The organism is Streptomyces sp. NBC_00647 (genome assembly GCF_045207245.1).
GTDB lineage: Bacteria > Actinomycetota > Actinomycetes > Streptomycetales > Streptomycetaceae > Streptomyces.
This window is the reverse complement of record NZ_CP109040.1, coordinates 6,754,339-6,776,805: the sequence shown is the minus strand read 5'-3', so window position 1 is coordinate 6,776,805 and position 22,467 is coordinate 6,754,339. Positions and strand designations below refer to the sequence as shown.

Sequence of the window (22,467 nt, the reverse complement as noted above, 5' to 3'; positions counted from 1 at the left end):
TTCCCTTTCACCGACGGAGCACCAGCCATGTACTTCACCGACCGCGGCATCGAGGAACTTGAGAAGCGGCGCGGCGAGGAAGAGGTCACCTTCGAGTGGCTCGCCGAGCAGCTGCGTACGTTCGTCGACCTCAACCCGGACTTCGAGGTACCGGTGGAGCGGCTGGCGACCTGGCTGGCCCGGCTGGACGACGAGGACGAGGACGAGGAGTAGACGCTCCGGCGCTGATCTTCGGGGTGGGGTGCCGGGCGTCCGGATCCCTCCGGGCGAGGGCGTCCGGGAGCCGGTGTGGCCGGGCGCCGGTGTGACCGGGTGCCGTCCGAGCCTGCGTGGCCAGGCGTCCGAGCCTGCGTGGCCAGGCGTCCGAGCCTGCGTGGCCAGGCGTCCAGGCCAAGGCCTGTCCGGCAGGGCCCGAGCTTGCGCGGCAGGGCACCTGTCCCCGGCGCAGAGGCGGCTCGATCCCGGGAAAGCGGGCCCTCTCCAGGGGGACTGCGGTCGCGTCAGTCGAAGGCGCGCAGACGGTCGTACGCCAGGCCGAGGGCGCCGCGGAGCATCAGGACCGTGCCGGCGACGATCCAGCCGGCGCTGCGGCGGCGTACGCCCCAGGCGGTGAGCGGGAGGCCGACGACCAACTGGGCCGCGGCGAGGGTGCGCGCCCTCGGGCCGCGCAGCCAGGGCCCGAGGCCGCCGCTCTCCACGACGTCGAGTTCGGCGCCGACGGCGGCACGCCAGCCGGTCCACTCGATCTGCTCGGCGTCGGGCCGGATCCGGGCCGCGTCGCGGAGCCGGTCCGCGGAGCGGCCGGGCTCGAGCCCGGCCGGAAGCGCCAGCCCCGCGCGCGTGAGGACCGCGAGCAGCCCGCTCACGCGCGCGGGGGCGTCGGCCGCCGGATCGGGCTGCGTCAACGGTTCCAGGGACTGCATGTCGAGCACCGGGTCGAGGCCGAGGCGTGCGGCGAACGTGCGCATCGCCTCGTCCTCGCCGACCGGGGTGCCGTTCGCCAGCCATTCGTAGCCCACGGTGCGGCGGAAACCCGAGGCCAGGGTGAAGCCGCTGCGGTCGATGTCCCACCACAGGGCGAGGACGGGCCAGGGGGCGCCGACGGCGAGCGCCGCGGCCCAGCCGCCGAGCACCCGGTCGACGGGTTCCTCGCCGTGCTGCCAGGGCCTGCCCTCGGGGACCAGCACGCTCCACTCGGGACCCGCACCGGCGAGCAGCATCCGCTCGCGCAGCAACTGGGCGGCGGGACCGACCGACTCGGGACGGGCCCGGCAGAGGAGCAGGGCGCCGGGGGCCTGGACCGGGTGCTCGTCCCGGGACTCGCCGGAGGCAGTCGACATAGCCCCACTTTAGGGCGATTTACCCACATCAACGCATCGGTGATCCCCAGAACGGGTGTCTTGACTTTACGCATCCGCGATATATCGTGAATAGCGGAAGACGCGATATGGCGCGTCGAGTTCGGATTCGCGTGCGGGTCCGGTCCGGTCGAGGAGGTCTGCACCATGTCCGAGTGGTCCGTGGCAGAGCCGAAGAAGCTCTCCTTCGACGACCCCGTGACGACACTGCGCGTACGCGTCGTCAACGGAACAGTGAACGTCGTAGGGACCGACGAGGGTTCCGCCCGGCTGGAGGTCTCCGAGCTGGAGGGCCCGCCGCTCCAGGTGACCCAGGAGGGCGGCACGCTCACGGTGGCCTACGAGGACCTTCCCTGGAAGGGCTTCCTCAAGTGGCTGGACCGCAAGGGCTGGCGCCGTGCGGCGGTGGTCTCGCTGGCCGTCCCGACCGGCACGCGCGTCGAGGTGGGCGTCGTCGGCGCCGCCGCCGTGGTCTCCGGGGTGGACGGGCGGGTCGAGGTGAAGGGCGTCACCGGCGACACGACCCTCGTCCGGGTCGCCGGCCCCGTTCGGGTGGACACCGTCTCCGGGAACCTGGAGGCCCAGGCCGTCACGGGCGACCTCCGCTTCCACTCGGTCTCCGGCGACCTGACCGTCGTCGAGGGCTCAGGCTCCTCCGTGCGGGCCGAATCGGTGAGCGGCTCGATGATCGTGGACCTGGACTCCACGGGCGCACCCACCGACGTCCAGCTGTCGAACGTCTCGGGCGAGATCGCCATCCGGCTCCCCCACCCGGCGGACGCCGAGGTGGAGGCCAACACCGCGAGCGGCACCGTCTCCAGCGCCTTCGAGGACCTGCGGGTCAACGGCCAGTGGGGCGCCAAGAAGATCACCGGCCGCCTCGGCGCGGGCAACGGCAGGCTGAAGGCGGTGACCGTCTCGGGCTCCATCGCCCTGCTGCGCAGGCCCCCGGCGGAGGACGAGCCGTACGACGAGGCTCCGGAACCCCGGGACGCGGCCCCGCCGACCGCCCCCGTCGACACCGCGGTCCACGCCACCGGCGACACGGCGAGCGACACGGCTGGCGGCACAGCGAGTGACACCGTCGGAGACGATGCCGCCGAAGGCCGGCCGGCCGACACCCCGACCGACAAGAAGGTGCTCTGAGATGGCTCCCGTCTTCGCCCACGGCCGACTGCGCCTCTATCTCCTCAAGCTGCTGGACGAGGCGCCGCGCCACGGGTACGAGGTGATCCGCCTCCTGGAGGAGCGTTTCCAGGGCCTGTACGCACCCTCGGCGGGCACCGTCTACCCCCGGCTGGCGAAGCTGGAGGCCGAGGGACTGGTCACGCACACCTCCGAGGGCGGCCGCAAGGTGTACGCGATCACCGACGCGGGCCGCGCCGAACTGGCCGACCGCAGCGGCGAGCTGGCCGACCTGGAGCTGGAGATCCGCGAGTCGGTCGCCGAGCTCGCGGCGGAGATCCGCGCGGATGTCCGGGGTGCGGCCGGTGACCTGCGCCGCGAGATGCGGGCGGCGGCCACGGAGGCCCGGCGCGGATCCAAGGGCGGCGCCGGGGCGAATCGGCACGACGCCTCGCCCGGCGAGTCCGGCCCCGACGACTACCAGGACAAGGAGTCGTGGCGGGCGGCGAAGGAGGAGATGCGACGCGTCCGGCAGGAGTGGAAGGAGCAGGCCCGCCGAGCGAAGGACGAGAGCCGTCGCGCCCGCGACGAGGCGCAGCGCGCCCGCCGCCAGGCCAAGGAGGCTCAGGAGAGGGCCCGCGCCCAGGCCCAGGCGGAGATGCAGCGGATGGCCAAGCACGTCCAGGACCAGGTCCAGGACCACTTCGCGCGAGGCGACTGGCCGACGGGCGTCCGCGAGGGACTGACCGAACTGGCCAAGGAGTTCGGCGACTTCGGAAAGAACTTCGGCAAGGACCTGGGAAAGGACTTCGGCAAGGAGTTCGGCTTCGGCCGCACCGCTTCCGGAGCGCCCGCGGAGCCGGAGTACACGACCACCCCGGAGGACTTCCCCGCCGCGTACGAACCGGCCTGGGCCCACGAGGACTCCACCGGCAATCCCGGCCGCGATCTGGATCGCCTGCTGGACCGCTTCCGCGACGACATCCGTGACGCGTCCCGTGACCACGGGGTCTCGGAGGACCAACTCCGGGACATCCGCCGTCACTTGTCGGCGGCGGCGGCCCACATCGGATCGACCCTGCGGAGCAAGCGGCCGTAGCCCTTCCGGCACGCCCTCCCGGGGGCCGCACGAGTCGGCGGGGACTGTGGACACAGCCCCCGCCGACCCCCGCCGGCCCCCTCGGGCACTGACCGGCGCGGACCCGCACGGACCGGCTTTCGCCGGCGCCCGCCGACCTCCACGGATCTCATCGACGGGCGAAGACCTCACCTCGCCGGGCCGTACGGACCTGCGCCGGCCGTGCGGCACGGACCTCGCCTCACCCGGCCTCGGCCACGCCGCCCTCCCCGTACAGCACCCGGGTCACCGACCGGTAGGTGACGCCGTGATCGGCCAGCACCTCGCCTGCGACCCCGCCCCGAAGGGTGATCGCCAGCAGAAGGTGCTCGTCCCCGATGTGGCGGTCCCGTCGGGAGAGAGCGACCCGCAGGGCCCGCGTCAGGACATCCTTCGCCCCCTGCCCGAAGGGCCGGCGCCAGGACCGTCGGCCGTTCCCGCCGCGCTTGCCCGACTCCAACGCCCCCTCCCCGTGCGCCTCCTCGATCCGGGAGACGATCTCGGACAGGTCGATCCCGAGCCCGGAGAGGGCGTCCGCGTCGGCGCGCGACAGCCCGCCCCGGCGGCGCGCCTCGGCGAGGTCCCGCTCCAGCGACTCCCGGACCCCCGCCGCCCCGAGCGACGTCAGAGCGAAAGAACCCCGGCTGCCCTCCCGGTCGAGGAGGGCCAGCAACAGGTGCTCCTCCTCGACGGTCTCGGCCCCGAACCGCTCGGAGTGCGACACCGCGTCCTCGACGACGGCACGCGCATCCTTCGTGAAGCGTTCGAACATCACTGCCTCCCGTACTTCTTGTGCACGGCCTGCCTGCTCACTCCGAGTTCCGCGGCGATCTCCTGCCACGACCAGCCCTGATTGCGCGCACTGCGCACCTGTACCGCTTCCAACTGCTCCAGCAGCCTCCGCAGCGCGGAGACCGCTCGCAGCCCGACCCGCGGATCGCGATCACCCGCGCGCTCGGCAAGATCCGTTGCTTCGGTCATGGTGTCAACTTACGTTGACACCACTTCCATGTCAACCAACATTGACACCCGCGCCGGGGACGGGCGCGCACCACGGCCAGGACACAGGAAACGGCGGGCCCGGAAATCCGGACCCGCCGCAACACGACACTTCTCCGAAGCCGGCCGGCGACGGACTCACCCGGGGGCGTCGGCCGCGCGTCCGCGCGGCCCGGGGCATCAGCCCGCGGTCAGCACGATCTTGCCGAACTGGTCGCCGGACTCCAGTCGCTCGAACCCCTCCCGGGCCCGGTCGAGCGGAAGCACCTCGTCGATGACGGGCCGCACACCGGTGGCCGCGCAGAACGCCAGCAGATCCTCCAGCTCGTCCTTCGTCCCCATGGTGGAGCCGACCACCTTGAGCTCGAGGAAGAAGATCCGCGTCAGTTCGGCGTGCGAGGGCCGGTCACCGCTGGTGGCACCCGAGATGACGACGGTGCCGCCGGGACGCAGCGACTTGACCGAGTGCGACCAGGTGGCGGCGCCGACCGTCTCGATGACGGCGTCCACCCGCTGCGGCAGCCGCGCCCCGGACTCCAGCGCCTCGACGGCACCGAGTTCGAGCGCCCGCTTCCGCTTGGCCTCGTCGCGGCTGGTGGCGAAGACCCGCAGCCCGGCGGCCTTCCCGAGCACGATCGCGGCGGTGGCCACCCCTCCGCCCGCACCCTGCACGAGCACGGAGTCGCCCGGCCGTACCCCGGCGTTGGTGAACAGCATGCGGTACGCCGTCAGCCAGGCGGTCGGCAGACAGGCGGCCTCCTCGAAGGACAGCTCCCTGGGCTTCGGCAGGACGTTCCACGCCGGTACGGAGACCTGCTCGGCGAAGGTGCCCTGGTAGCGCTCGGTGAGGATGGACCGGGGCTCCTTGGGACCGACCCCGTGCCCGCTCTGGCCGATGACCGAGTGCAGGACGACCTCGTTGCCGTCCTCGTCGATCCCGGCGGCGTCGCAGCCGAGGATCATCGGCAGCTTGTCCTCGGCGAGGCCGACGCCGCGCAGTGACCACAGGTCGTGGTGATTGAGGGAGGCGGCCCGTACGTTCACGGTCGTCCAGCCCGGCCTCTGTTCGGGGGCCGGACGCTCCCCCAACTCCAGGCCGTTCAGCGGCTGGTCACGGTCGATTCGGGCGGCATAGGCAGCGAACATGACCTTGACGATAGGCTCCGCCCCCGGCCGGGGGAACCGCCTCTCCGTGTGACACGTCCCGCAGCCCCTGTGCGAGGCGCACCACGCGAGGCCGCAACGCGACAGGTTCCTTCGCCTCCCTCCGCCCCCTCCGCCCCTCCCCGTCCCGGCCCCAGGGGCTGCCGCCCCGGACCCCCCTTCGGCCTGACGGCCTCGTCCTCGAACGCCGGACGGGCTGTGACTTTCCAGCGCCGGATGCGAGGAACCACCCGTCCGGATGCTCCCCCAGGTAAAGAAATGGCCCCGCCGGAACCATCCCGGCGGGGCCAAGCGCGGCGCACCACGTCAGCGACGGGCGACGCCCTCCGCACGGGCGGCCGCGGCCACCGCCGCGGTCACCGCCGGAGCCACCCGCTCGTCGAACGGCGAGGGAATGACGTAGTCCGCGGCGAGGTCGTCCCCGACGACCGCGGCCAGCGCGTCGGCGGCGGCGATCTTCATGCCCTCGGTGATCCGGGAGGCCCGGACCTGGAGCGCACCGGCGAAGATCCCCGGGAAGGCCAGCACGTTGTTGATCTGGTTCGGGAAGTCCGACCGCCCGGTCGCGACGACGGCCGCGTACTTGTGGGCGATGTCGGGGTGCACCTCGGGGTTCGGGTTGGCCATCGCGAAGACGAAGGCCCCCTCCGCCATCGAGGCGACGGCCGGCTCCGGCACCGTACCGCCGGAGACGCCGATGAAGACGTCGGCGCCCGCGAGCGCCGTCTCCAGCGAACCGGAGATCCCGGCCCTGTTGGTGATCTCCGCCAGCTCCCGCTTGACGTCCGTCAGGTCGTCCCGGTCGCGCGAGACGACGCCCTTGCGGTCGGCGACCGCGACATCGCCGAGGCCCGCTTCCAGCAGGAACTTGGCGATGGCGATACCGGCCGCGCCCGCGCCGGAGATCACCGCGCGCAGGTCGCCGAGCGAGCGCCCGGTCAGCCTGGCGGCGTTCCGCAGGGCCGCGAGGGTGACGACCGCTGTCCCGTGCTGGTCGTCGTGGAAGACGGGAATGTCCAGGCGCTCCTGGAGCTTCCGCTCGATCTCGAAGCACCGGGGTGCCGAGATGTCCTCCAGGTTGATGCCGCCGAAGGAGGGAGCGAGCCGGACCACCGTCTCGACGATCTCGTCGACGCCGGTGCACGCGAGCGCGATCGGCACCGCGTCCACGCCACCGAACTGCTTGAACAGGATGGCCTTGCCCTCCATGACGGGGAGCGAGGCCTCCGGGCCGATGTCACCGAGCCCGAGCACTGCCGTGCCGTCGGTCACCACAGCGACCACGGACGACTTCCACGTGTAGTCATGGACGAGTTCCGGCTGCTCGGCGATCGCGCTGCACACCTTCGCGACGCCGGGCGTGTAAGCCAGGGACAGGTCGTCCTTGTTGCGGACGGGCACCGTGGCTTGCACAGCCATCTTGCCGCCGCGGTGCAGCGCGAAAGCCGGGTCGAAGGCATCGAGGGGCTCGGCCCCGCCTTCGTGATCCGTACTGCTGTCGCTGCGAGGATTGACGATCTCCGCTGCCACTTTGTTTTACCCCTTAAGTCTTCATTGTTTGAGGGTGACCACTCCTGGTTGAGGGGTGGGCGGGCACCGCGCAGGCCCTGCCGCCGTGGTTGCGTACGGGCGGTGCGCGACGGGCGCGCCGCACACGCGCCCTGAGCCCCGGATGAGGGGTGTAAAGAACCTTCTTACCCGACGGACCATGTCGAGGACGAGTCCATAACGCCAAGATCACACATCGGTGAGATGACACATGCCTTGATCCATTGACACATCAGGACATGTGCCCTTTCGGTCGCGAGTGCGGCGTAGCGGCCGTTCGTATCGCGCGATACACCGAAGATCTTCCGGCCGGAAGGAGGGATTCCCGCACAAGATCCGGCCTCGCCGTACCGGCGGGTAGCGGTTCGGGGATCACCCGTTATCCGATTTTGACATAGCGGGCACCCTGAATGCCGCAGTCCGAATGGCAAGATGCCGTCATTACACGAGGTCGCGACACTCGAAGGTGTGTGTTTCCGTCGACCTATCGGCTACTCCCTCATCCGCCGGAGGAACCCTCATGACCGCACGCACCACCCGTCGTACCACCGCTCAGTCCCGGATAGCAGCGGTCGGCGCGATCGCGGTCGCCGGCGCGCTGATCCTCACCGGCTGCGGTGACCAGACGAGCGATGGCGGCGGCAGCTCCACGGAGTCCGCCAAGTCCAACAGCGCTCCGCTGTTCTCCAAGCTGCCCAAGAAGATCCAGGACGCGGGCGTCATCAAGGTCGGCACGAACGCCGAGTACGCCCCCATGGAGTCGATCGACGGCGGCAAGATCGTCGGCGTCGACCCCGACCTGGCCGACGCGCTGGGCAAGCAGCTCGGCGTGAAGTTCACGTTCACCTCGGGCTCCTTCGACGGCCTGATCACGGCCGTCAACTCCGGCCGCTACGACATCGCGATGTCGTCCATCACGGACAACAAGCAGCGCCAGGAAGGCCTGGACGACAAGGGCAAGAAGCTCGGCGAGGGCGTCGACTTCGTCGACTACTTCACGGCCGGTACGGCGATCTACGTGAAGAAGGGCAACCCCGAGGGCATCAAGGGCCTCGAGGACCTCTGTGGCAAGACGGTCGCCGTGCAGCGCGGCACGACGTACGAGACGGCCCTCAAGGACCAGTCCAAGAAGTGCACGGACGGCGGCAAGAAGGCCCTCAACATCGAGTCGTTCGACAACGACACCGAGGCCCAGACCCGTGTGAAGTCCGGCGGCGCGGTGGCCGGCATCAACGACTACCCGGTGGCGGTCGACCTGGCCAACAAGGCCGACGGCGGCAAGGCCTTCGAGGTCATCAACAAGCAGTACGACGCCGGCCCGTTCGGCATCGTCCTCAGCAAGAAGAACACCGAGCTCCGTGACGCGCTGAAGGAAGCCGTCGACGCGATCATCAAGGACGGCTCGTACCAGAAGGTGCTGGAGAAGTGGGGCGCCCAGTCCGGCGCGATCGAGCAGTCCGCGATCAACGGCGGCAAGTAAGCCGAGCGCACCACTGAAGGGCAGTCACGTGACTGACAAACTCGACAAGTCCCCCTCGGACACTCCGCCCCCGGGCGACACGGTGTCCAAGAGCGGGGCATCCGGGCCGTCCCCGGAAGCCATCAAGGCGATCCCCGTCAGGCACTGGGGCCGGTGGATCAGCGGCGTCATCGTCCTCGCGCTTCTTGTCGCGCTGGTCCTCGCCTTCGCGCAGGGCGACATCCAGTGGAGCACGGTCGCCGACCAGCTCTTCGTGTCCAGTGTCGTCCAGGGCGCCGGCCGCACGCTGCTGATCAGCGTGCTCGCCATGATCGTGGGCGTGGTGCTGGGCATCGTCCTCGCGGTGATGCGGCTCTCGAAGAACCCGGTGACCAGCACGGTCGCCTGGCTGTACATCTGGTTCTTCCGCGGAACGCCGGTGTACGTCCAGCTGCTGCTCTGGTTCAACCTGGCACTGATCTTCCCCGTTCTGAATCTCGGCCCGATCTACAAGAACGAGATGACGGACGTCATGACTCCGTTCATGTGCGCCCTGCTGGGTCTCGGTCTGAACGAGGCCGCGTACATGGCCGAGATCTGCCGCGCCGGCCTGCTGGCCGTCGACGAGGGTCAGACGGAGGCCGCGCAGGCCCTGGGCATGAGCCACGCCAAGGCGCTGCGCCGGATCGTGATCCCGCAGGCGATGCGTGTGATCGTGCCGCCGACCGGCAACGAGTTCATCAACATGCTGAAGACCTCGTCGCTGGTGTACGCGGTCACGTACAACGAGCTGCTGCGCTCCACGTCGGCGATCGGCTCCACGTCGTACGCCGTGATGGAGATGCTGTTCGTCGCCTCCATCTGGTACCTGGCCATGACCAGCGTGTTCAGCGTCTTCCAGTACTACCTGGAGCGCTACTACGCCCGCGGCTCCAGTCGCAGCCTGCCGCCGACCCTCTTCCACAAGATCAAGGCGAACATGCTGGGGCTCGGCAGTGAAAGGGGCAAGGCATGACCGCGATGGTGAAGGCGGAGGGCGTCCACAAGTCCTTCGGTCTGGTGGAGGTCCTCAAGGGCATCAACCTGGAGGTGAACACCGGTGAGGTGTTCTGCCTGATCGGCCCGTCCGGCTCCGGCAAGTCGACCTTCCTCCGGTGCATCAACCACCTCGAGAAGGTCAACGCCGGCCGGCTGTACGTCGACGGCGACCTGGTCGGCTACCGCCAGAAGGGCGACAAGCTCTACGAGCTCAAGGACAGCGAAGTCGCTCTGAAGCGCCGGGACATCGGCATGGTCTTCCAGCGCTTCAACCTGTTCCCGCACATGACGGCCGCCGAGAACATCATGGAAGCGCCGATCCAGGTCAAGGGCACCAAGAAGTCGGATGCCCAGAACCGCGCGATGGAGCTGCTGGAGCGTGTCGGCCTGGGCGACAAGGCGAAGAGCTACCCCTCGCAGCTGTCCGGCGGCCAGCAGCAGCGTGTGGCCATCGCCCGCGCGCTGGCGATGGACCCGAAGCTGATGCTCTTCGACGAGCCGACCTCGGCCCTGGACCCGGAGCTGGTCGGTGACGTCCTCGACGTCATGCGCGACCTCGCCGAGTCCGGCATGACGATGGTCGTCGTCACGCACGAGATGGGCTTCGCCCGCGAGGTCGGCGACAGCCTGGTCTTCATGGACGGCGGTGTGGTGGTCGAGTCCGGCAACCCGCGTGACGTCCTGACGGACCCGCAGCACGAGCGCACGAAGTCGTTCCTGTCGAAGGTCCTCTGACCGGGACGTCGGCACTCCTGAGCGCTGGGAAGCAAGGGGCGGTACGGGTCTCCCGTACCGCCCCTTCCGCATGCCCCCACGGACTTTCTCCGTACCGCCTCGACAGGGCGCGCGCGGGGGCTACTTGAGCGCGAGAACCAGCGCGTCCGAGGGGGAACGCCACACCGGACGGGCCTCCCCGAAGCCCTTCTCGCGCAGGACGCGCGCGTGCCAGTCGGCGGACGGGGTGTCGCCGTCGGCGTGCTCGCCGTAGATCTCGAAGCGGCGCGCGGTGGGCTCGGCGAGGACGGGGTCCTGGGCGGCCACCTCCCACCATTCGGCCCAGTCGAGGGCGCCGTCCTTCCTCACCTGATCCATGCGGGCGTGCCGCTGGGCGCGCTCGGCCGCGTTGATCCGGGGCGTCGACGCGTCGATCATGTGGTCCGCGTTCATGAACACACCGCCGTCGCGGACGAGTTCGGCGATCTGGCCGTACAGGTCGGCGAGGGGTTCGCTGTGCAGCCAGTGCAGGGCCGTGGCGGTCAGCACGGCGTCGTACGTGTCGTACGGGAGCGCGGCGCGCCACCGCGGGTCCTTGAGGTCGGCCGTGACGAAGGAGACCCGGTCGTCGCCCGCGAAGGTGCCCTCGGCGATGGTGAGGAGGGCGGGGTCGAGGTCGACGCCGGTGCTGGTGGCTCCGGGGAGGCGGGCGAGCAGCCGGTCGGTGACGGTGCCGGTTCCGCAGGCGAGGTCCAGGACGCGGGGCGTGGGTCCGACCAGGGCCTCGACCATGTCGAGCATCACCCGGAAGCGGTCCTCGCGGTCCGGCATGTAGCCCTCCTGCTGCCGGTCCCAGCTCCGCTGCCAGGCATGCCAGTCGGTTCCGGTGCCGATGGCCATGAAAGCCCCTCCTCCAGTCGACTACGTAATACCCTGTAACCACGATCATCTGTTACCCGACCGCCGTCACGACGATAGAGCGCCTCCGTAAGGACTACAAGTGGAACTGGCCTATTACTCGGACTATGCCGTCCGGCTCGTCAACAGCGAGGAACCGGCCCGGGGCAAGGACGCGCTGACCTCGGTCGAGGCCGTCCGTGATCTCTTCGCCGGCAACTCCTCGGCGGCCCGCCGGGCCGCGGAGGCGGACGTCACCCGCTTCCGTTCCGTACGGGGGCGGCTGCGCGCGGTCTTCGAGGCGGCGGACACCGGCGAGGAGACGCTCGCGGTGGACCTGCTGAACTCCCTGCTCCTCGAGTTCCCGGTGAGCCCGCAGATCTCGGGGCACGACCACCGCGACGACGACGACCGCCCGCTGTGGCACATGCATCTGGCGGACCACCCCTCGAACGCGACCGCGGGCTACGCGGCGATCGCGGCGATGGGCCTGGCCTTCCATCTGACCGAGTACGGCGTGGACCGCCTCGGCCTGTGCGAGGCCGCCCCGTGCCGCAACGCCTACCTCGACACCTCGACCAACCGCTCCCGCCGCTACTGCTCGGACCGCTGCGCGACCCGCGCCAACGTGGCGGCCTACCGGGCCCGCAAGCGCCTGGAGGCGGACCGGGCGGAGAGCACCGGCCTGGCGGCCGCCAGCACCCAGCGGGCGACGGCGAACGGCGAACGCTGACCCGACTTCGGCGGCCGGTAGCGGAACCGCACCTTCCCGAGGACGAGTTCCTCGGGAACGGTTCCGTAGTCGGTGCTGTCCCCGCCCGCGTACGCGTTGTCCCCGAGGACCCACCAGCCGCCCTCGCGCCGCTCCGCGATCCGCTTCACGACGAGCAGGTCCTGCTGGAACGGATGCCGCAGGACGACGACGTCACCCGGCCCCACCCGCGCCCCCCATTGCACGACGAGGCGATCCCCGTGCTGGAGCGTGGGCACCATGGACGGGCCCGTCACCTCCGCCGCCCCGAACGGCAGCAGGGCCCTCCCCCGCTCGCTCTCCTGCGACAGCTCCGGCATCACCGGCACCTCCCCGGTCCTATCCTCCACCAGTCCCAGTTTGACCCTGGACTTTTGTCCTAAGCCCATGGGGGCACTCGCGAAAACCCGTCTCCTACGGAGTAATGTCCCACCTGAGAAGACGATCACGAGGAAGGACAGCTCAATGCTTTCCCGCCTGTTTGCCCCCAAGGTCAAGGTCAGCGCGCACTGCGACCTGCCCTGCGGTGTGTACGACCCGGCCCAGGCCCGCATCGAGGCGGAGTCGGTGAAGGCCGTCCAGGACAAGATGGCCGGTAACGACGACCCTCACTTCCAGGCTCGCGCCACCGTCATCAAGGAGCAGCGCGCCGAGCTCGCCAAGCACCACGTGTCGGTGCTCTGGAGCGACTACTTCAAGCCCCCGCACTTCGAGAAGTACCCGGAGCTGCACCAGCTGGTCAACGACGCGCTCAAGGCCCTCTCGGCCGCGAAGGCGTCCACCGACCCGGCGACGGGCCAGAAGGCGCTGGACTACATCGCCCAGATCGACAAGATCTTCTGGGAGACCAAGAAGGCCTGACCGTTCGTCCGGGCCGTCCGACCCGTGTTTTCGCGGGTCGCGTCGCCCAGTTGTCCGCACCCGGTCCGCGGGACGCCTGAGACGGTGTCCCGCGGACCGGGTGCGTTCTGCCGTCATACGGGCAGCTGGCGCATCTCGATCACTCGCAGGCCCAGTGCCTGGAACCGGGTGAGCAGTCCATACAGATGGGCGTCGTCGATCACGGTGCCGAAGAACAGGGTCTGTTCCTTCGTACGCACCTTCTCGAGTTCGGAAAAGGCCGAGGCGAGCGTGTCCGAAACGATGCCGGCGATGCGGAATTCGTAGCGCATACGAGCACTTCCCTCGGGGCCGGGGCACGGGGTCCGCTGCATTCCCCTGCCATCGTCGGCCCCCGCGCACCGATGGCGCATCCCCCGGTGCGGGCGACATCCGCCCACCTCAGGAGACTCCCGCTCACCCCACTCCACTCTCCGCCCGCGCGTCGTGGTCCGCTCTCCGGCGCCGCGGCGCTCCGCCCTCCACCCGGCCGGCCCTTCGGTCGTCAGGCCGTGCGGTGCGCACCGGTCCGCGCCTTCCGGGGCCGTACCGCGCCCGAAAAAGGTGAGGGGGCTCAGGGCGCCACCCGGGGCGGGGGGCTCACCTTCGGCGGGTGATGCGAGTGCTCGTCCCGAGGGCGAGCCTTGAGGGGCGGGTCCGCGCTCCGTGGGCCCCGGTACCGCCCCGGAGGATGTCCGATGAACGCTCGCGCGCCGGTCGACCGGGGTGCCCTCGCGGCCGTACCACCGCCACCCCGCGCACGGCAGACCGTCACCCGTCACCCGTCGCCCCGAACCGCCGGCCACGTTCCGCGCCCCGGCTCGGGCGCCCCGTACGCCGCGAGGGCTCGCGCACGAACGTCCCACTCGGGCGCACCGCCCGTGGCGCATCCGGCCCCGGGTCCTCCGGCGCCCCGGGCTTGATGGGGGTCCGCTCCGCCGGTCACGGCGGCTCCGTCCGCACCGGCCACTCCGCTTTCCGCCGGAGACGGCGGTTGCGCGCGGGCCTCCTCCAACTGGTGTTCATCGCCGTCGGACTGGGCCTCGGGCTCGTCGTCCCGGAGTTCACCCGGGGACCCGTGCTGCCCTCCCGCCCGGTGGCGGAGATGCTGCTCGCGACCGGTTTCGGGGTGCTGGGCGCGGCCACCGTCATCTTCTCCGTGCTGTTCCTGGTGGTGCAGTGGGCGGCCACGACGTTCACGCCACGCCTCACCCTCTTCCGGGACGCGCCGATCGTGTGGCGGACGTTCGCCTTCGCCGTCGGGCTGACCGTCTTCTGCGCCACCGCCGCCCTGACCATCGCCAACCGCGACGAGGTCTCGGTGGTCGTCCCGATCAGCGCGGGCGTCCTGCTGCTCCTGCTGCTGACGCTGCTGCGCACCCTCCTGCTGAAGGCCGTCGCCGCGATCCAGCTGGCCCCGGTGCTCGGCTCCATCACCGAGCGGGGCCGGCACAACCTCGACGTCCTGTACACGAGCGGCCCTGGAGATATGCGTGGCTCGGGAGATCCGGGAGGTACGCGTGGTCCGGGAGATGCCCAGGGCCCGAGAGGTCCGGCAGGTCCGGCAGGTCCGGGCGGGCCCCGGTCCGCGGTCTGCTGGCCGAAGGCCGCCGCGGTGCTGCAACGCGTGGACGTGGACCTGCTGGCGGGCGCGGCACGGGCGGCGAACGCCGTCGTCGTACTACGGGTGACCCCCGGCACCACGCTGCAGCACGGCACCACCGTCGCCGAGGTGTATGACGGCGAACTGCCCGGCTCCGCCGTCCTGCGCGGCCTGGAGACCGGCGCCGAACGCGTCTTCGACCAGGACCCCGGACTCGCGTTCCGGCTGCTCGCCGACATCGCGCTCAGGGCGCTGTCCCCCGCGGTCAACGACCCCGCCACGGCGGTCCAGGCCCTGGACGCCATGGAGGATCTGCTGCGCCGGCCGGCACCGGCCCGGTCGCGCGAGGTCGCCGACCGCTCGGGCGTCCTGCGCGTGGTCGTCCCGCTGCCGGCCTGGGAGGACTTCCTGCGGACCGCTCTGGACGATGTGATCCCTGCCGCCCGGAACTCCCCGTCGGTGCTCATCCGCCTCCGCGCGCTCCTGGAGGACCTGCTCAGCGCGGGCCACGACCGCGGCGAAGCGCTGCTCACCCGGCGGCTGGCCTGGGTGGACGAGGAGCTCGGCGCCCGTTTCTCCCGGCTGCGGGACGCTCTCGAGCAGGAGCGCCGGGACGAAGGATGAGCCGGTCGGCCAGGAGCCCCGGACCCGGCCGGCCGGTCGCCGGGGAGCCCGCGGCAACGGATCCGAGAGCTCACCCGCGGGGGGTGAGGCGGCGAGGCGGGGGATGACCGCACTCTGGAGCCGAAGCAAGACGTCTCGCGTCAGAGAGGGCACCGCTCATGGCCTGCATCCAGCGGCAGATCCGGCCCGTGCCGGGCGTGCCGCGCCCCGGGCCGGTCCGCCGAGGCCCCGATGACCCCGAACCGTCCTTCGCGCCGTCGTGGCCCGCGGGGGCCCGGTCCGCGCCGTCCCTGCGGCCGCTGCCGCTCCCGGACGACGTCCCGAACGTCGCACCGATCACGCCGGTCACACCGGACGACGTCCTCACGGCGTGCCCCGTGTGTTCGGGCGGCCCTGCTCGCCCCCCGCCTTCGAGCATCTGTCCGCCGGCGGACTCCGCCGCACCGTCCGCCACACCCCCGCGCTCTGCGCACCGATCCGCCAGGCCCTGCTGAACGGCCGTGACCCCCCGCTGGACGGGCCCGGGCGGAATCCCCGAGATCGCGACCCGGCGCCCGGCGACAGTTCGATCCGCACCAAGGCAACGCTCGCGGAGATGTCGCACAACCGACAGGAGTTCGACCATGAACGGCTCGACGCTCAATCTGGCAGCGGACTACCCCCTGCTGAACGTCTTCTGGAGCATGATGTGGTTCTTCCTCTGGATCCTCTGGTTCATGCTGCTCTTCCGCGTCATCGGGGATGTCTTCCGAGACGACGAGCTGAGCGGCTGGGGCAAGGCGGGCTGGTGCGTCTTCGTCGTCATCGTGCCGTTCCTGGGCATCTTCGTGTACCTGATCGCACGGGGCCGCGGAATGGGTGAGCGCGAGATGAAGCGCATGCAGCGGAACCAGGAGGACATGAACTCCTACATCCGTGAGACCGCCGGGACCACCGGCAAGGCCGACGAACTGGCCAAGCTCGCGGATCTCAAGACCCACGGCCACATCACGGCCGAGGAGTTCGAGACGGCCAAGGCCAAGGTCCTCGCCGCCTGACGGCAGGGACACCTCCCCCGCGTACGAAGGACCGTCGCCGTCCTCCGGGTCAGTGATCCCCCGGAGGACGGCGCGCTGTCGATCGTGGGTCCGGGGCGTTCCGGGCCCTGTTGTCGGTGGCGCGTGCCATTCTGGTGCTGTGGGCAATCCCAGACTCCTCGAAGACCTGGTCCGGTTGCGCCAGGCCCGCGACCGGATGAACCGCGACTACGCGGAGCCGTTGGACATGGCCACGCTCGCGCGCGCCGCGCTGATGTCGCCCGGGCACTTCCAGCGCAGTTTCCGGGAGGCCTTCGGCGAGACGCCGTACACCTACCTGATGACCCGCCGGATAGAGCGGGCCAAGGCTCTGCTGCGGCGAGGCGACATGACGGTGACCGAGGTGTGCTTCGCGGTGGGCTGTACGTCGCTCGGATCGTTCAGCTCGCGGTTCACGGAGCTGGTGGGCGAGACCCCGAGCGCCTACCGCGCCCGCCCGCACGACCACGGCGCCCCCATTCCGTCCTGCGTGGCGCGCCGCATGACCCGCCCGGCCCGTCACCGCAACCCCGAAGCGGAACCGGGCACGCGCCTCTAGGGCGTGTCCCGGGCGGTTCCGGCCACGGAAAAAGCCGGGTCGCCCGCCCCCCGAGTCCCGGGCATGAGCCGCCGGACAAGGCCTAGGTTGGACGCATGGATCTGAAACTCTCCCAGTGCTTCATCTCCGTCGACGACCACGACAAGGCGCTCGCCTTCTACCGTGACGTGCTGGGCCTGGAGGTCCGGGGTGACGTCGGGTTCGAGGGCATGCGGTGGGTCACGGTCGGCTCGCCGCTCCAGCCGGACGTGGAGATCGTCCTGGAGCCCCCGGCCGCGGACCCGGACGCCTCTCCCGCGGACAAGCAGGCCATGGCCGAGCTGCTGGCCAAGGGGATGCTGCGCGGTGTGATCTTCTCGACCACCGACTGCGACGAGCTCTTCGAGCGCGTCCGCTCCTCGGGCGCCGAGGTCATCCAGGAACCCATGGACCAGCCCTACGGCCTGCGGGACTGCGCCTTCCGCGACCCGGCGGGCAACCTCCTGCGCTTCGCGGAGAAGCACCGCACCGGCTGATCCGGACAGCGCCCGGCCCGGTCGCCGCCGCGCCGGGTGGCGCCGCGCCGTCCGTCGTTCTCGGGTGCCCGCGGGCACCCGGGGGTGCCGGACGGCCGGAATCGCGCGGGAGGGACACTACGTCCATGTGGTCCGCGGGCGCCGTGCTCCCCGCGGGGTGAACCGTCCGAGCGCCTACGAGGAGTCACCCGTGCCGTCCGCGCGCCCTCGCATCCTGTACGTCAGCGACCTGGCCTATCCGGCCAAGGGGCGGCGGTACTGCGACGAAGACATCGCCTTGACCTCAGGGCTGCGCGAGGAGTTCGACATCGCCGTGTGCCATCCGCTGGACGCGGCCGCGCTGATGTCCGTCTTCGACGCCGTGGTCGTACGCAACAGCGGGCCGGTCCTGCACTACCAGGCCGCGTACGACGCGTTCCGGGAGCAGGCCCTCGCGGACGGTGTCCGGGTCTACAACCAGCTGTCGGGCAAGGGGGACATGACCGGCAAGGGGTACCTGCTGGAGCTGACCGCCGCCGGATTCCCGGTCATCCCCACCGTCGACAGCGCACGGGACCTGGACCTGCTGCCCGAGGCCCACACCTACGCGGTGAAGCCGAAGCAGGGCGCGGACTCCATCGGCCTGGAGTTCGTGCCGCGCGAGAGGCTCGCCGGGCTGCCGTTCGGCGACATCCTCGTCCAGCCACGCATCGACTTCCGCTACGAGGTGTCGTTCTACTTCGTGGACCGCACTCTCCAGTACGCCCTGTACGCGCCCGACCCGGAGCGGCGGTGGGCCCTGGAGCCGTACGAACCGACGCCCGGGGACCGGGAGTTCGCGCAGCGCTTCGTCGACTGGAACGACATCGCGTACGGCATCCAGCGCGTGGACGCCTGCCGGGCCCCCGGCGGTGAACTGCTCCTCGTCGAGCTGGAGGACCTCAACCCCTATCTCTCGCTCGACCTCCTCTCCCCCGAGGTCCGGGACGCGTTCGTCTCGCGGATGAAAACGTCGTTGCGCGCCCTGATCGGACAGGAGACGGTACGAGCCGTACCGCCCGTCCGGCAGGGAGATCACCCATGACCACGCCACCCGTCCGGTGGACCTACGCCTTCGTCGACCGGCCCGGCCGGGACTTCGGCGCCGCTCTCGACTTCTGGACCTCGGTCACGGAGACAACGCTGTCCGAACCGCGCGGCGATCAGGGCGAGTTCGTGACGCTGCTGCCCGGCGGGGCCGACGCGTGCGTGAAGGCGCAGGGTGTCGCGGACGGAACCGGGGGCGCTCATCTCGACCTCGCCGTCGAGGATGTGCCGGCGCTGGTGGAGTCGGCTCGGCGGCTGGGTGCCGAGGTGGTCTCCGGCCATGACGGGTGGGCCGTACTCCGTTCGCCCGGCGGACAGTTGTTCTGCGCGGTGCCCTGGCAGGGGGAGTCCGCGCGGCCACCCGTGGTCGAGGGACCGGGCGGCGCGACGAGCCGGCTCGACCAGGTGACCATCGACCTGGCACCGGGCGTGTACGCCGCCGAGATCGCCTTCTGGAGCGAGCTCACCGGGTGGGAGTCCCACCCCGGCGCGCTCCCCGAGTTCCACCTGATCAAGCCGCCCGCCGGGCTGCCGCTCCGCATCCTGCTGCAGCGCCTCGGCACCGGCCGCCCCACCTCCGCCCACCTCGATCTCGCCTGCTCGGACGTCGAGACGGTCCGGGCCCACCACGAGGGCCTCGGGGCAACGCCGGTCGGCCGGGGTGCGCGCTGGACGGTGATGCGGGACCCGGCCGGCGGCGTCTACTGCCTGACCGGCCGCGATCCCAGCACGGGCAGCCTGCCCTAGGGAGTGTCCGCGAACCCGGTCGCGACCGCACAGAGGACGGGCCGCCCGTCCTGCGCCTCGGGGCAGGGGGGCTCCGAGACGTCGGAGGAGAGCAGCGGTGCCGGGGCGTCGCGGCCGTCCTCCCCGGAGCGGTACCAGCCGGCGGGCGGTGGCGGCTCCGCCGCGTCCTGGAGCCAGAGCGTGAGGACGCCGCCCGCGACGACGACGACCGCCCACACCACCAGAATCCACCGCCATGTTCGACGTCGTCCCCCCGCCGCGGTCACGCCGAAGCCGCCCCGCCCCTGTCCCAGACCTCCACGTCCGCGACGGCGTCCGCCGGGATCGGCCCGTAGATGTGCGGGAACTCCTCGCCGCCGGGCGCCATCGCCTCGAACCGGACGGGCACGTCCAGCCGTTCGGCGTCGACGACGAGGACCACGAGCTCGTCGGGTCCGGTGTAGGAGCCGTACAGCATGGCGGCCACGGCGGGGAGCTGGTGGCGCAGCGAGCAGTGGATGAAGCCCTCCTCCTGGAGGGTCCGGCCGCGGGTGGACATCTCGAAGGTGCCCGACGCGCGGGCCGCGTCCCAGAGGGAGCGCTCGGTCAGGTGCAACAGGGGTTCGGACATGGGGCCAACGCTATGGCCTCAGCCGGGCCGCCCGCGCCTCCAGATAACGCCGTTCGGGGAGGCTGAGGGTCTGGCCGGCCGCCGCCGCGTAGGCGGCCCGGGCACCGGCCATGTCCCCCGCGCGCTCCAGCAGATGGGCGCGGACCGCCTCAAGCCGGTGTCCCGCGGCCGACACCCCCTCCAGTCGGTCGAGTTCGGCGAGGGCGGCGCGCGGGCCGTGCACCATGGCCATGGCGACCGTGCGGTTGAGGCGTTCGACGGGGCCGGGGACCCGGAGGACGAGGATGTCGTAGAGGCCGAGGATCTCGGCCCAGTCCGTCGCCTCGGCCGAGGGCGCCTCGTCGTGGACCGCGGCGATCGCGGCCCGGAGCGCGTAGGGGCCCGCCGGACCCCGCGTCAGCGCCTCCGTCACCAGGGCCACGCCCTCCCCGATCGCCGCCTTGTCCCAGCGGTCGCGGTCCTGCTCGTCGAGGGGAACGAGCTCTCCGTACGCTCCGGTCCGCGCGGCGCGCCGGGCGTCGGTCAGCAGCATCAGCGCGAGCAGGCCGGTCACCTCGCCGTCCTCGGGCAGCAGCCGGTGCACCGTGCGGGCCAACCGGATGGCCTCGCGGGCGAGTTCGGCCCGTTGGAGCGCGGTTCCGGAGGTCGCCGTATAGCCCTCGTTGAAGATCAGGTAGAGGGTGTGGAGGACGGATGGCAGCCGTTCCTCCCAGTGGTCGGGGCGGCCGAAACCCACCCCCCGCACCCGCTGCTTGGCCCGGCTGATCCGTTGCGCCATGGTCGCCTCGGGCACCAGGTACGCCCGTGCGATCTCCGCCGTGGTCAGACCGCCCACCGCGCGCAGGGTGAGCGCGATCTGCCCGGCCGGGGGCAGATCGGGGTGGCAGCACAGGAAGAGGAGGGAGAGCGTGTCGTCCTCCGACGGGGCACGGTCCGCGCCCGGCGGCGGTGCCGTGAACGCGTCCCGCGGCGTCAGCGCCGCCGCCTTCTCCTCCCGCAGCCGCCGCGACTCCTCCGCGCGCAGGGCGTCGACGAGCCGTCGCGAGGCGACCTTGATCAGCCATCCGCGCGGGTTGTCCGGCACGCCCTTCGCGGGCCACTGCCCGGCGGCCGCGAGCAGCGCCTCCTGCACGGCGTCCTCGGCGGCGTCGAAGTGCCCGTAGCGGCGGACGAGCGCGCCGAGGACCTGCGGCGCGTGGCGGCGCAGCAGGTCCTCGGCCTCGGTCGTGCCTCTCATCCCGCTCAGATGTCCCCGGCACCGTCCTGGATGCGCCGGATGACCACCGGGTACTCGGTGAGGCCCTCGGGGCCCGGGCAGCGGGTGACGCGCTCGGCGATCTCGGTGACCCGCTCCAGGCTCGCGCAGTCGACCACCCAGTAGCCGGCCATCAGCTCCTTGGTCTCGCTGTACGGGCCGTCGGTGATCACGGCCTTGCCGTCGGGCCCCCTGCTCACCAGGCGGGTCTGCGCGGGTTCGACCAGCCCCTGCGCGTCGACCAGTTCACCCGATTCGGAGAGGTCGTCGCTGATCGCGCCCATGTAGGCGTACATGGCCTGCAGTTCCTGCTCGCTCCAGACCGGTGCCTGGGCGCTCGCCTTGCCCCGCATGCTCTCGTAGTCGGCCTGTGTGCCCTGCACCATCACCAGGTACTTCATGAGTCCGCTCCTTCGGCTTCCTCGGTTCGGGCCACCCGTGCCGGGCGGCTCTCACTGGGGACGTCGGAGCCGGCACGCGCTTCTCTACACCGCGGCGTCCGGCGCGTCAGGATTTTCCGGCGGGCTCTTCCGGCAGGTCGTGCCCGGGCCCGGGCTCCGCCGGCGGGAGGTGTTCGTGCCCGGGCGCGTCGGCGTACGCCTCGCACTCCGGGTTCCGGCAGGGGCCGGGGCCCCATTTGGGGACCCAGGCGCCCAGGGTCTTGTACCGGTGCACCACCGTGGCGACCGGTTGCCCGCAGACGGGACATGCATGCTCATCGGTGCCCATGCCTTCAGGGTAGGGCGGCGGCGGACTCAGCGCTTCCTGCGGTACGTCCGCACGAGCACCCCGTTCCCGAACACCCGAACCACGTCGAGGGTGAACTCGGTGATGTCGAACCCGGAGCCGAACATCGGCATTCCGGAGCCGAGGACGACGGGGTACGTCTTGATGACCAGTTCGTCCACCTCGTCGATCAGCGCGCCGGCGAGCCGCGAGCCGCCGCACAGGTAGATGCCGAACTCACTGTCCTCCGACTTGAGTTCGCGGACCGCCCCGAGGATGTCGTCCGCGACGATCCGCACCTGCGGGTCGGGCGACCCGGCGAGGCTCCGGGAAGCGACGTACTGGCGCAGATGCGCGTAGGGGCTGGTGACTCCGATGTCCAGCGCCACGTCGTAGCTGGCACGGCCCTGGACGACCGTGTCGAACACCCGGTTCTTCAGGTCGTCGAGGCCGAGGGCCACGCGGCCCGGCGTCGACAGGGTCTCCGGGTACTCCGCCTTGAGGAAGGTGAGGAACTCCTCGTCGACGAACGGCATGAACGCCTGTGCGTCTCCGGCGGGGTCGCCGATGAAGCCGTCGATCGAGCAGGCGACGAAATAGGTGAGCTTGCGCAAGCGGATCTCTTCTCGTAGGCAGCGTCTTCTTGAACGGCTTCCGCC

General features: G+C 71.1%; 28 protein-coding genes. 14 read left to right on the top strand and 14 right to left on the bottom strand.

Annotated features, from left to right (window positions below; genetic code table 11):
- Positions 1–27 precede the first annotated feature (27 nt).
- Positions 28–213 carry a DUF6104 family protein gene (locus tag OG788_RS29975; protein WP_030190019.1) on the top strand — a complete coding sequence of 62 codons (186 nt, stop codon included), beginning with the start codon at positions 28–30 and terminating at the stop codon, positions 211–213.
- A 287-nt stretch (positions 214–500) separates the two neighbouring features.
- On the opposite strand, the gene OG788_RS29970 is transcribed toward OG788_RS29975, so the two are convergent.
- Positions 501–1,340 carry a hypothetical protein gene (locus OG788_RS29970; RefSeq protein WP_406374464.1) on the bottom strand — a complete coding sequence of 280 codons (840 nt, stop codon included), beginning with the start codon at positions 1,338–1,340 and terminating at the stop codon, positions 501–503.
- Between the two features lie 165 nt (positions 1,341–1,505).
- On the opposite strand from OG788_RS29970, the gene OG788_RS29965 reads away from it, so the two are divergent.
- On the top strand, positions 1,506–2,504 hold the full coding sequence (locus OG788_RS29965; RefSeq protein WP_406374463.1) for a DUF4097 family beta strand repeat-containing protein: 999 nt from the start codon (positions 1,506–1,508) through the stop codon (positions 2,502–2,504).
- Position 2,505: 1 nt separating this feature from the next.
- Positions 2,506–3,582, top strand: a complete 1,077-nt coding sequence (locus tag OG788_RS29960; RefSeq protein ID WP_406374462.1) for a helix-turn-helix transcriptional regulator — start codon at positions 2,506–2,508, stop codon at positions 3,580–3,582.
- Between the two features lie 220 nt (positions 3,583–3,802).
- Here OG788_RS29960 and OG788_RS29955 read toward each other — a convergent pair whose 3' ends face one another.
- The 4 genes from OG788_RS29955 to OG788_RS29940 all read right to left on the bottom strand — a co-directional run bounded on the left by OG788_RS29955 (position 3,803) and on the right by OG788_RS29940 (position 7,293).
- A complete protein-coding gene (locus OG788_RS29955; RefSeq protein WP_406374461.1) occupies positions 3,803–4,372 on the bottom strand; it encodes a Clp protease N-terminal domain-containing protein in 570 nt (189 codons plus the stop codon).
- Entirely contained in the window at positions 4,372–4,581 is a 210-nt protein-coding gene (locus tag OG788_RS29950; protein WP_121405930.1) for a helix-turn-helix domain-containing protein, read from the bottom strand. The genes OG788_RS29955 and OG788_RS29950 overlap by 1 nt, the downstream gene beginning before the upstream one ends.
- Before the next feature lie 198 nt (positions 4,582–4,779).
- On the bottom strand, positions 4,780–5,745 hold the full coding sequence (locus tag OG788_RS29945) for a zinc-binding dehydrogenase (RefSeq protein ID WP_406374460.1): 966 nt from the start codon (positions 5,743–5,745) through the stop codon (positions 4,780–4,782).
- 324 nt (positions 5,746–6,069) lie between these two features.
- Positions 6,070–7,293 carry an NADP-dependent malic enzyme gene (locus OG788_RS29940; protein WP_356461335.1) on the bottom strand — a complete coding sequence of 408 codons (1,224 nt, stop codon included), beginning with the start codon at positions 7,291–7,293 and terminating at the stop codon, positions 6,070–6,072.
- Positions 7,294–7,831: 538 nt separating this feature from the next.
- On the opposite strand from OG788_RS29940, the gene OG788_RS29935 reads away from it, so the two are divergent.
- From OG788_RS29935 to OG788_RS29925, 3 genes are read left to right on the top strand one after another with little or no spacing between them, the layout of a single operon-like run.
- Positions 7,832–8,791, top strand: a complete 960-nt coding sequence (locus tag OG788_RS29935; RefSeq protein WP_406374459.1) for an ABC transporter substrate-binding protein — start codon at positions 7,832–7,834, stop codon at positions 8,789–8,791.
- Positions 8,792–8,819: 28 nt separating this feature from the next.
- Positions 8,820–9,785, top strand: coding sequence for an amino acid ABC transporter permease (locus OG788_RS29930; protein WP_406374458.1), 966 nt, complete (start codon positions 8,820–8,822; stop codon positions 9,783–9,785).
- Positions 9,782–10,543, top strand: a complete 762-nt coding sequence (locus OG788_RS29925) for an amino acid ABC transporter ATP-binding protein (RefSeq protein ID WP_406374457.1) — start codon at positions 9,782–9,784, stop codon at positions 10,541–10,543. Before OG788_RS29930 ends, OG788_RS29925 begins: the two co-directional genes overlap by 4 nt.
- A 120-nt stretch (positions 10,544–10,663) precedes the next feature.
- Here OG788_RS29925 and OG788_RS29920 read toward each other — a convergent pair whose 3' ends face one another.
- Positions 10,664–11,422, bottom strand: coding sequence for a class I SAM-dependent methyltransferase (locus OG788_RS29920; protein WP_406374456.1), 759 nt, complete (start codon positions 11,420–11,422; stop codon positions 10,664–10,666).
- A gap of 100 nt (positions 11,423–11,522) precedes the next feature.
- Between OG788_RS29920 and OG788_RS29915 the strand changes: the two genes are divergently transcribed.
- On the top strand, positions 11,523–12,152 hold the full coding sequence (locus tag OG788_RS29915; protein ID WP_406374455.1) for a CGNR zinc finger domain-containing protein: 630 nt from the start codon (positions 11,523–11,525) through the stop codon (positions 12,150–12,152).
- Here OG788_RS29915 and sodX read toward each other — a convergent pair.
- Positions 12,056–12,490 (bottom strand): nickel-type superoxide dismutase maturation protease, encoded by a 435-nt coding sequence (gene sodX, locus OG788_RS29910; protein WP_351547549.1) that lies wholly within the window; start codon positions 12,488–12,490, stop codon positions 12,056–12,058. The genes OG788_RS29915 and sodX overlap by 97 nt on opposite strands.
- A 145-nt stretch (positions 12,491–12,635) precedes the next feature.
- Here sodX and sodN point away from each other — a divergent pair, with 145 nt between their 5' ends.
- Complete coding sequence (gene sodN / locus OG788_RS29905) at positions 12,636–13,031, top strand: superoxide dismutase, Ni (RefSeq protein ID WP_261707948.1); 396 nt, start codon at positions 12,636–12,638, stop codon at positions 13,029–13,031.
- Between the two features lie 113 nt (positions 13,032–13,144).
- Here sodN and OG788_RS29900 read toward each other — a convergent pair whose 3' ends face one another.
- A complete protein-coding gene (locus tag OG788_RS29900; protein WP_266762642.1) occupies positions 13,145–13,342 on the bottom strand; it encodes a hypothetical protein in 198 nt (65 codons plus the stop codon).
- 701 nt (positions 13,343–14,043) lie between these two features.
- Here OG788_RS29900 and OG788_RS29895 point away from each other — a divergent pair.
- The 6 genes from OG788_RS29895 (at position 14,044) to OG788_RS29870 (ending at position 19,217) form a co-directional block, all read left to right on the top strand.
- Complete coding sequence (locus OG788_RS29895) at positions 14,044–15,276, top strand: DUF2254 family protein (RefSeq protein ID WP_406374454.1); 1,233 nt, start codon at positions 14,044–14,046, stop codon at positions 15,274–15,276.
- Between the two features lie 623 nt (positions 15,277–15,899).
- Positions 15,900–16,313 carry a PLDc N-terminal domain-containing protein gene (locus tag OG788_RS29890; protein WP_406374453.1) on the top strand — a complete coding sequence of 138 codons (414 nt, stop codon included), beginning with the start codon at positions 15,900–15,902 and terminating at the stop codon, positions 16,311–16,313.
- Between the two features lie 196 nt (positions 16,314–16,509).
- Positions 16,510–16,890 carry a helix-turn-helix transcriptional regulator gene (locus tag OG788_RS29885; RefSeq protein ID WP_406376885.1) on the top strand — a complete coding sequence of 127 codons (381 nt, stop codon included), beginning with the start codon at positions 16,510–16,512 and terminating at the stop codon, positions 16,888–16,890.
- Positions 16,891–16,985: 95 nt separating this feature from the next.
- Positions 16,986–17,405: a VOC family protein gene (locus OG788_RS29880; protein WP_351552899.1), complete on the top strand. Its 420-nt coding sequence runs from the start codon at positions 16,986–16,988 to the stop codon at positions 17,403–17,405.
- 190 nt (positions 17,406–17,595) lie between these two features.
- Complete coding sequence (locus tag OG788_RS29875) at positions 17,596–18,468, top strand: hypothetical protein (RefSeq protein ID WP_406374452.1); 873 nt, start codon at positions 17,596–17,598, stop codon at positions 18,466–18,468.
- The gene (locus tag OG788_RS29870) at positions 18,465–19,217 is read left to right on the top strand and encodes a VOC family protein (protein ID WP_406374451.1); all 753 of its coding nucleotides are present in this window, start codon (positions 18,465–18,467) and stop codon (positions 19,215–19,217) included. The genes OG788_RS29875 and OG788_RS29870 overlap by 4 nt, the downstream gene beginning before the upstream one ends.
- Here OG788_RS29870 and OG788_RS29865 read toward each other — a convergent pair.
- The 6 genes from OG788_RS29865 to OG788_RS29840 form a co-directional block, all read right to left on the bottom strand.
- Complete coding sequence (locus tag OG788_RS29865) at positions 19,214–19,438, bottom strand: hypothetical protein (RefSeq protein ID WP_406374450.1); 225 nt, start codon at positions 19,436–19,438, stop codon at positions 19,214–19,216. The genes OG788_RS29870 and OG788_RS29865 overlap by 4 nt on opposite strands.
- Before the next feature lie 41 nt (positions 19,439–19,479).
- Positions 19,480–19,827 carry a DUF952 domain-containing protein gene (locus OG788_RS29860; protein ID WP_406374449.1) on the bottom strand — a complete coding sequence of 116 codons (348 nt, stop codon included), beginning with the start codon at positions 19,825–19,827 and terminating at the stop codon, positions 19,480–19,482.
- A gap of 10 nt (positions 19,828–19,837) precedes the next feature.
- A complete protein-coding gene (locus OG788_RS29855) occupies positions 19,838–21,064 on the bottom strand; it encodes an RNA polymerase sigma factor (RefSeq protein ID WP_406374448.1) in 1,227 nt (408 codons plus the stop codon).
- 5 nt (positions 21,065–21,069) lie between these two features.
- A complete protein-coding gene (locus OG788_RS29850) occupies positions 21,070–21,483 on the bottom strand; it encodes a YciI family protein (protein ID WP_406374447.1) in 414 nt (137 codons plus the stop codon).
- A gap of 106 nt (positions 21,484–21,589) precedes the next feature.
- Entirely contained in the window at positions 21,590–21,811 is a 222-nt protein-coding gene (locus OG788_RS29845; RefSeq protein WP_406374446.1) for a hypothetical protein, read from the bottom strand.
- A 26-nt stretch (positions 21,812–21,837) separates the two neighbouring features.
- Positions 21,838–22,422 carry a dihydrofolate reductase family protein gene (locus OG788_RS29840; protein WP_406374445.1) on the bottom strand — a complete coding sequence of 195 codons (585 nt, stop codon included), beginning with the start codon at positions 22,420–22,422 and terminating at the stop codon, positions 21,838–21,840.
- Positions 22,423–22,467: the final 45 nt, after the last annotated feature.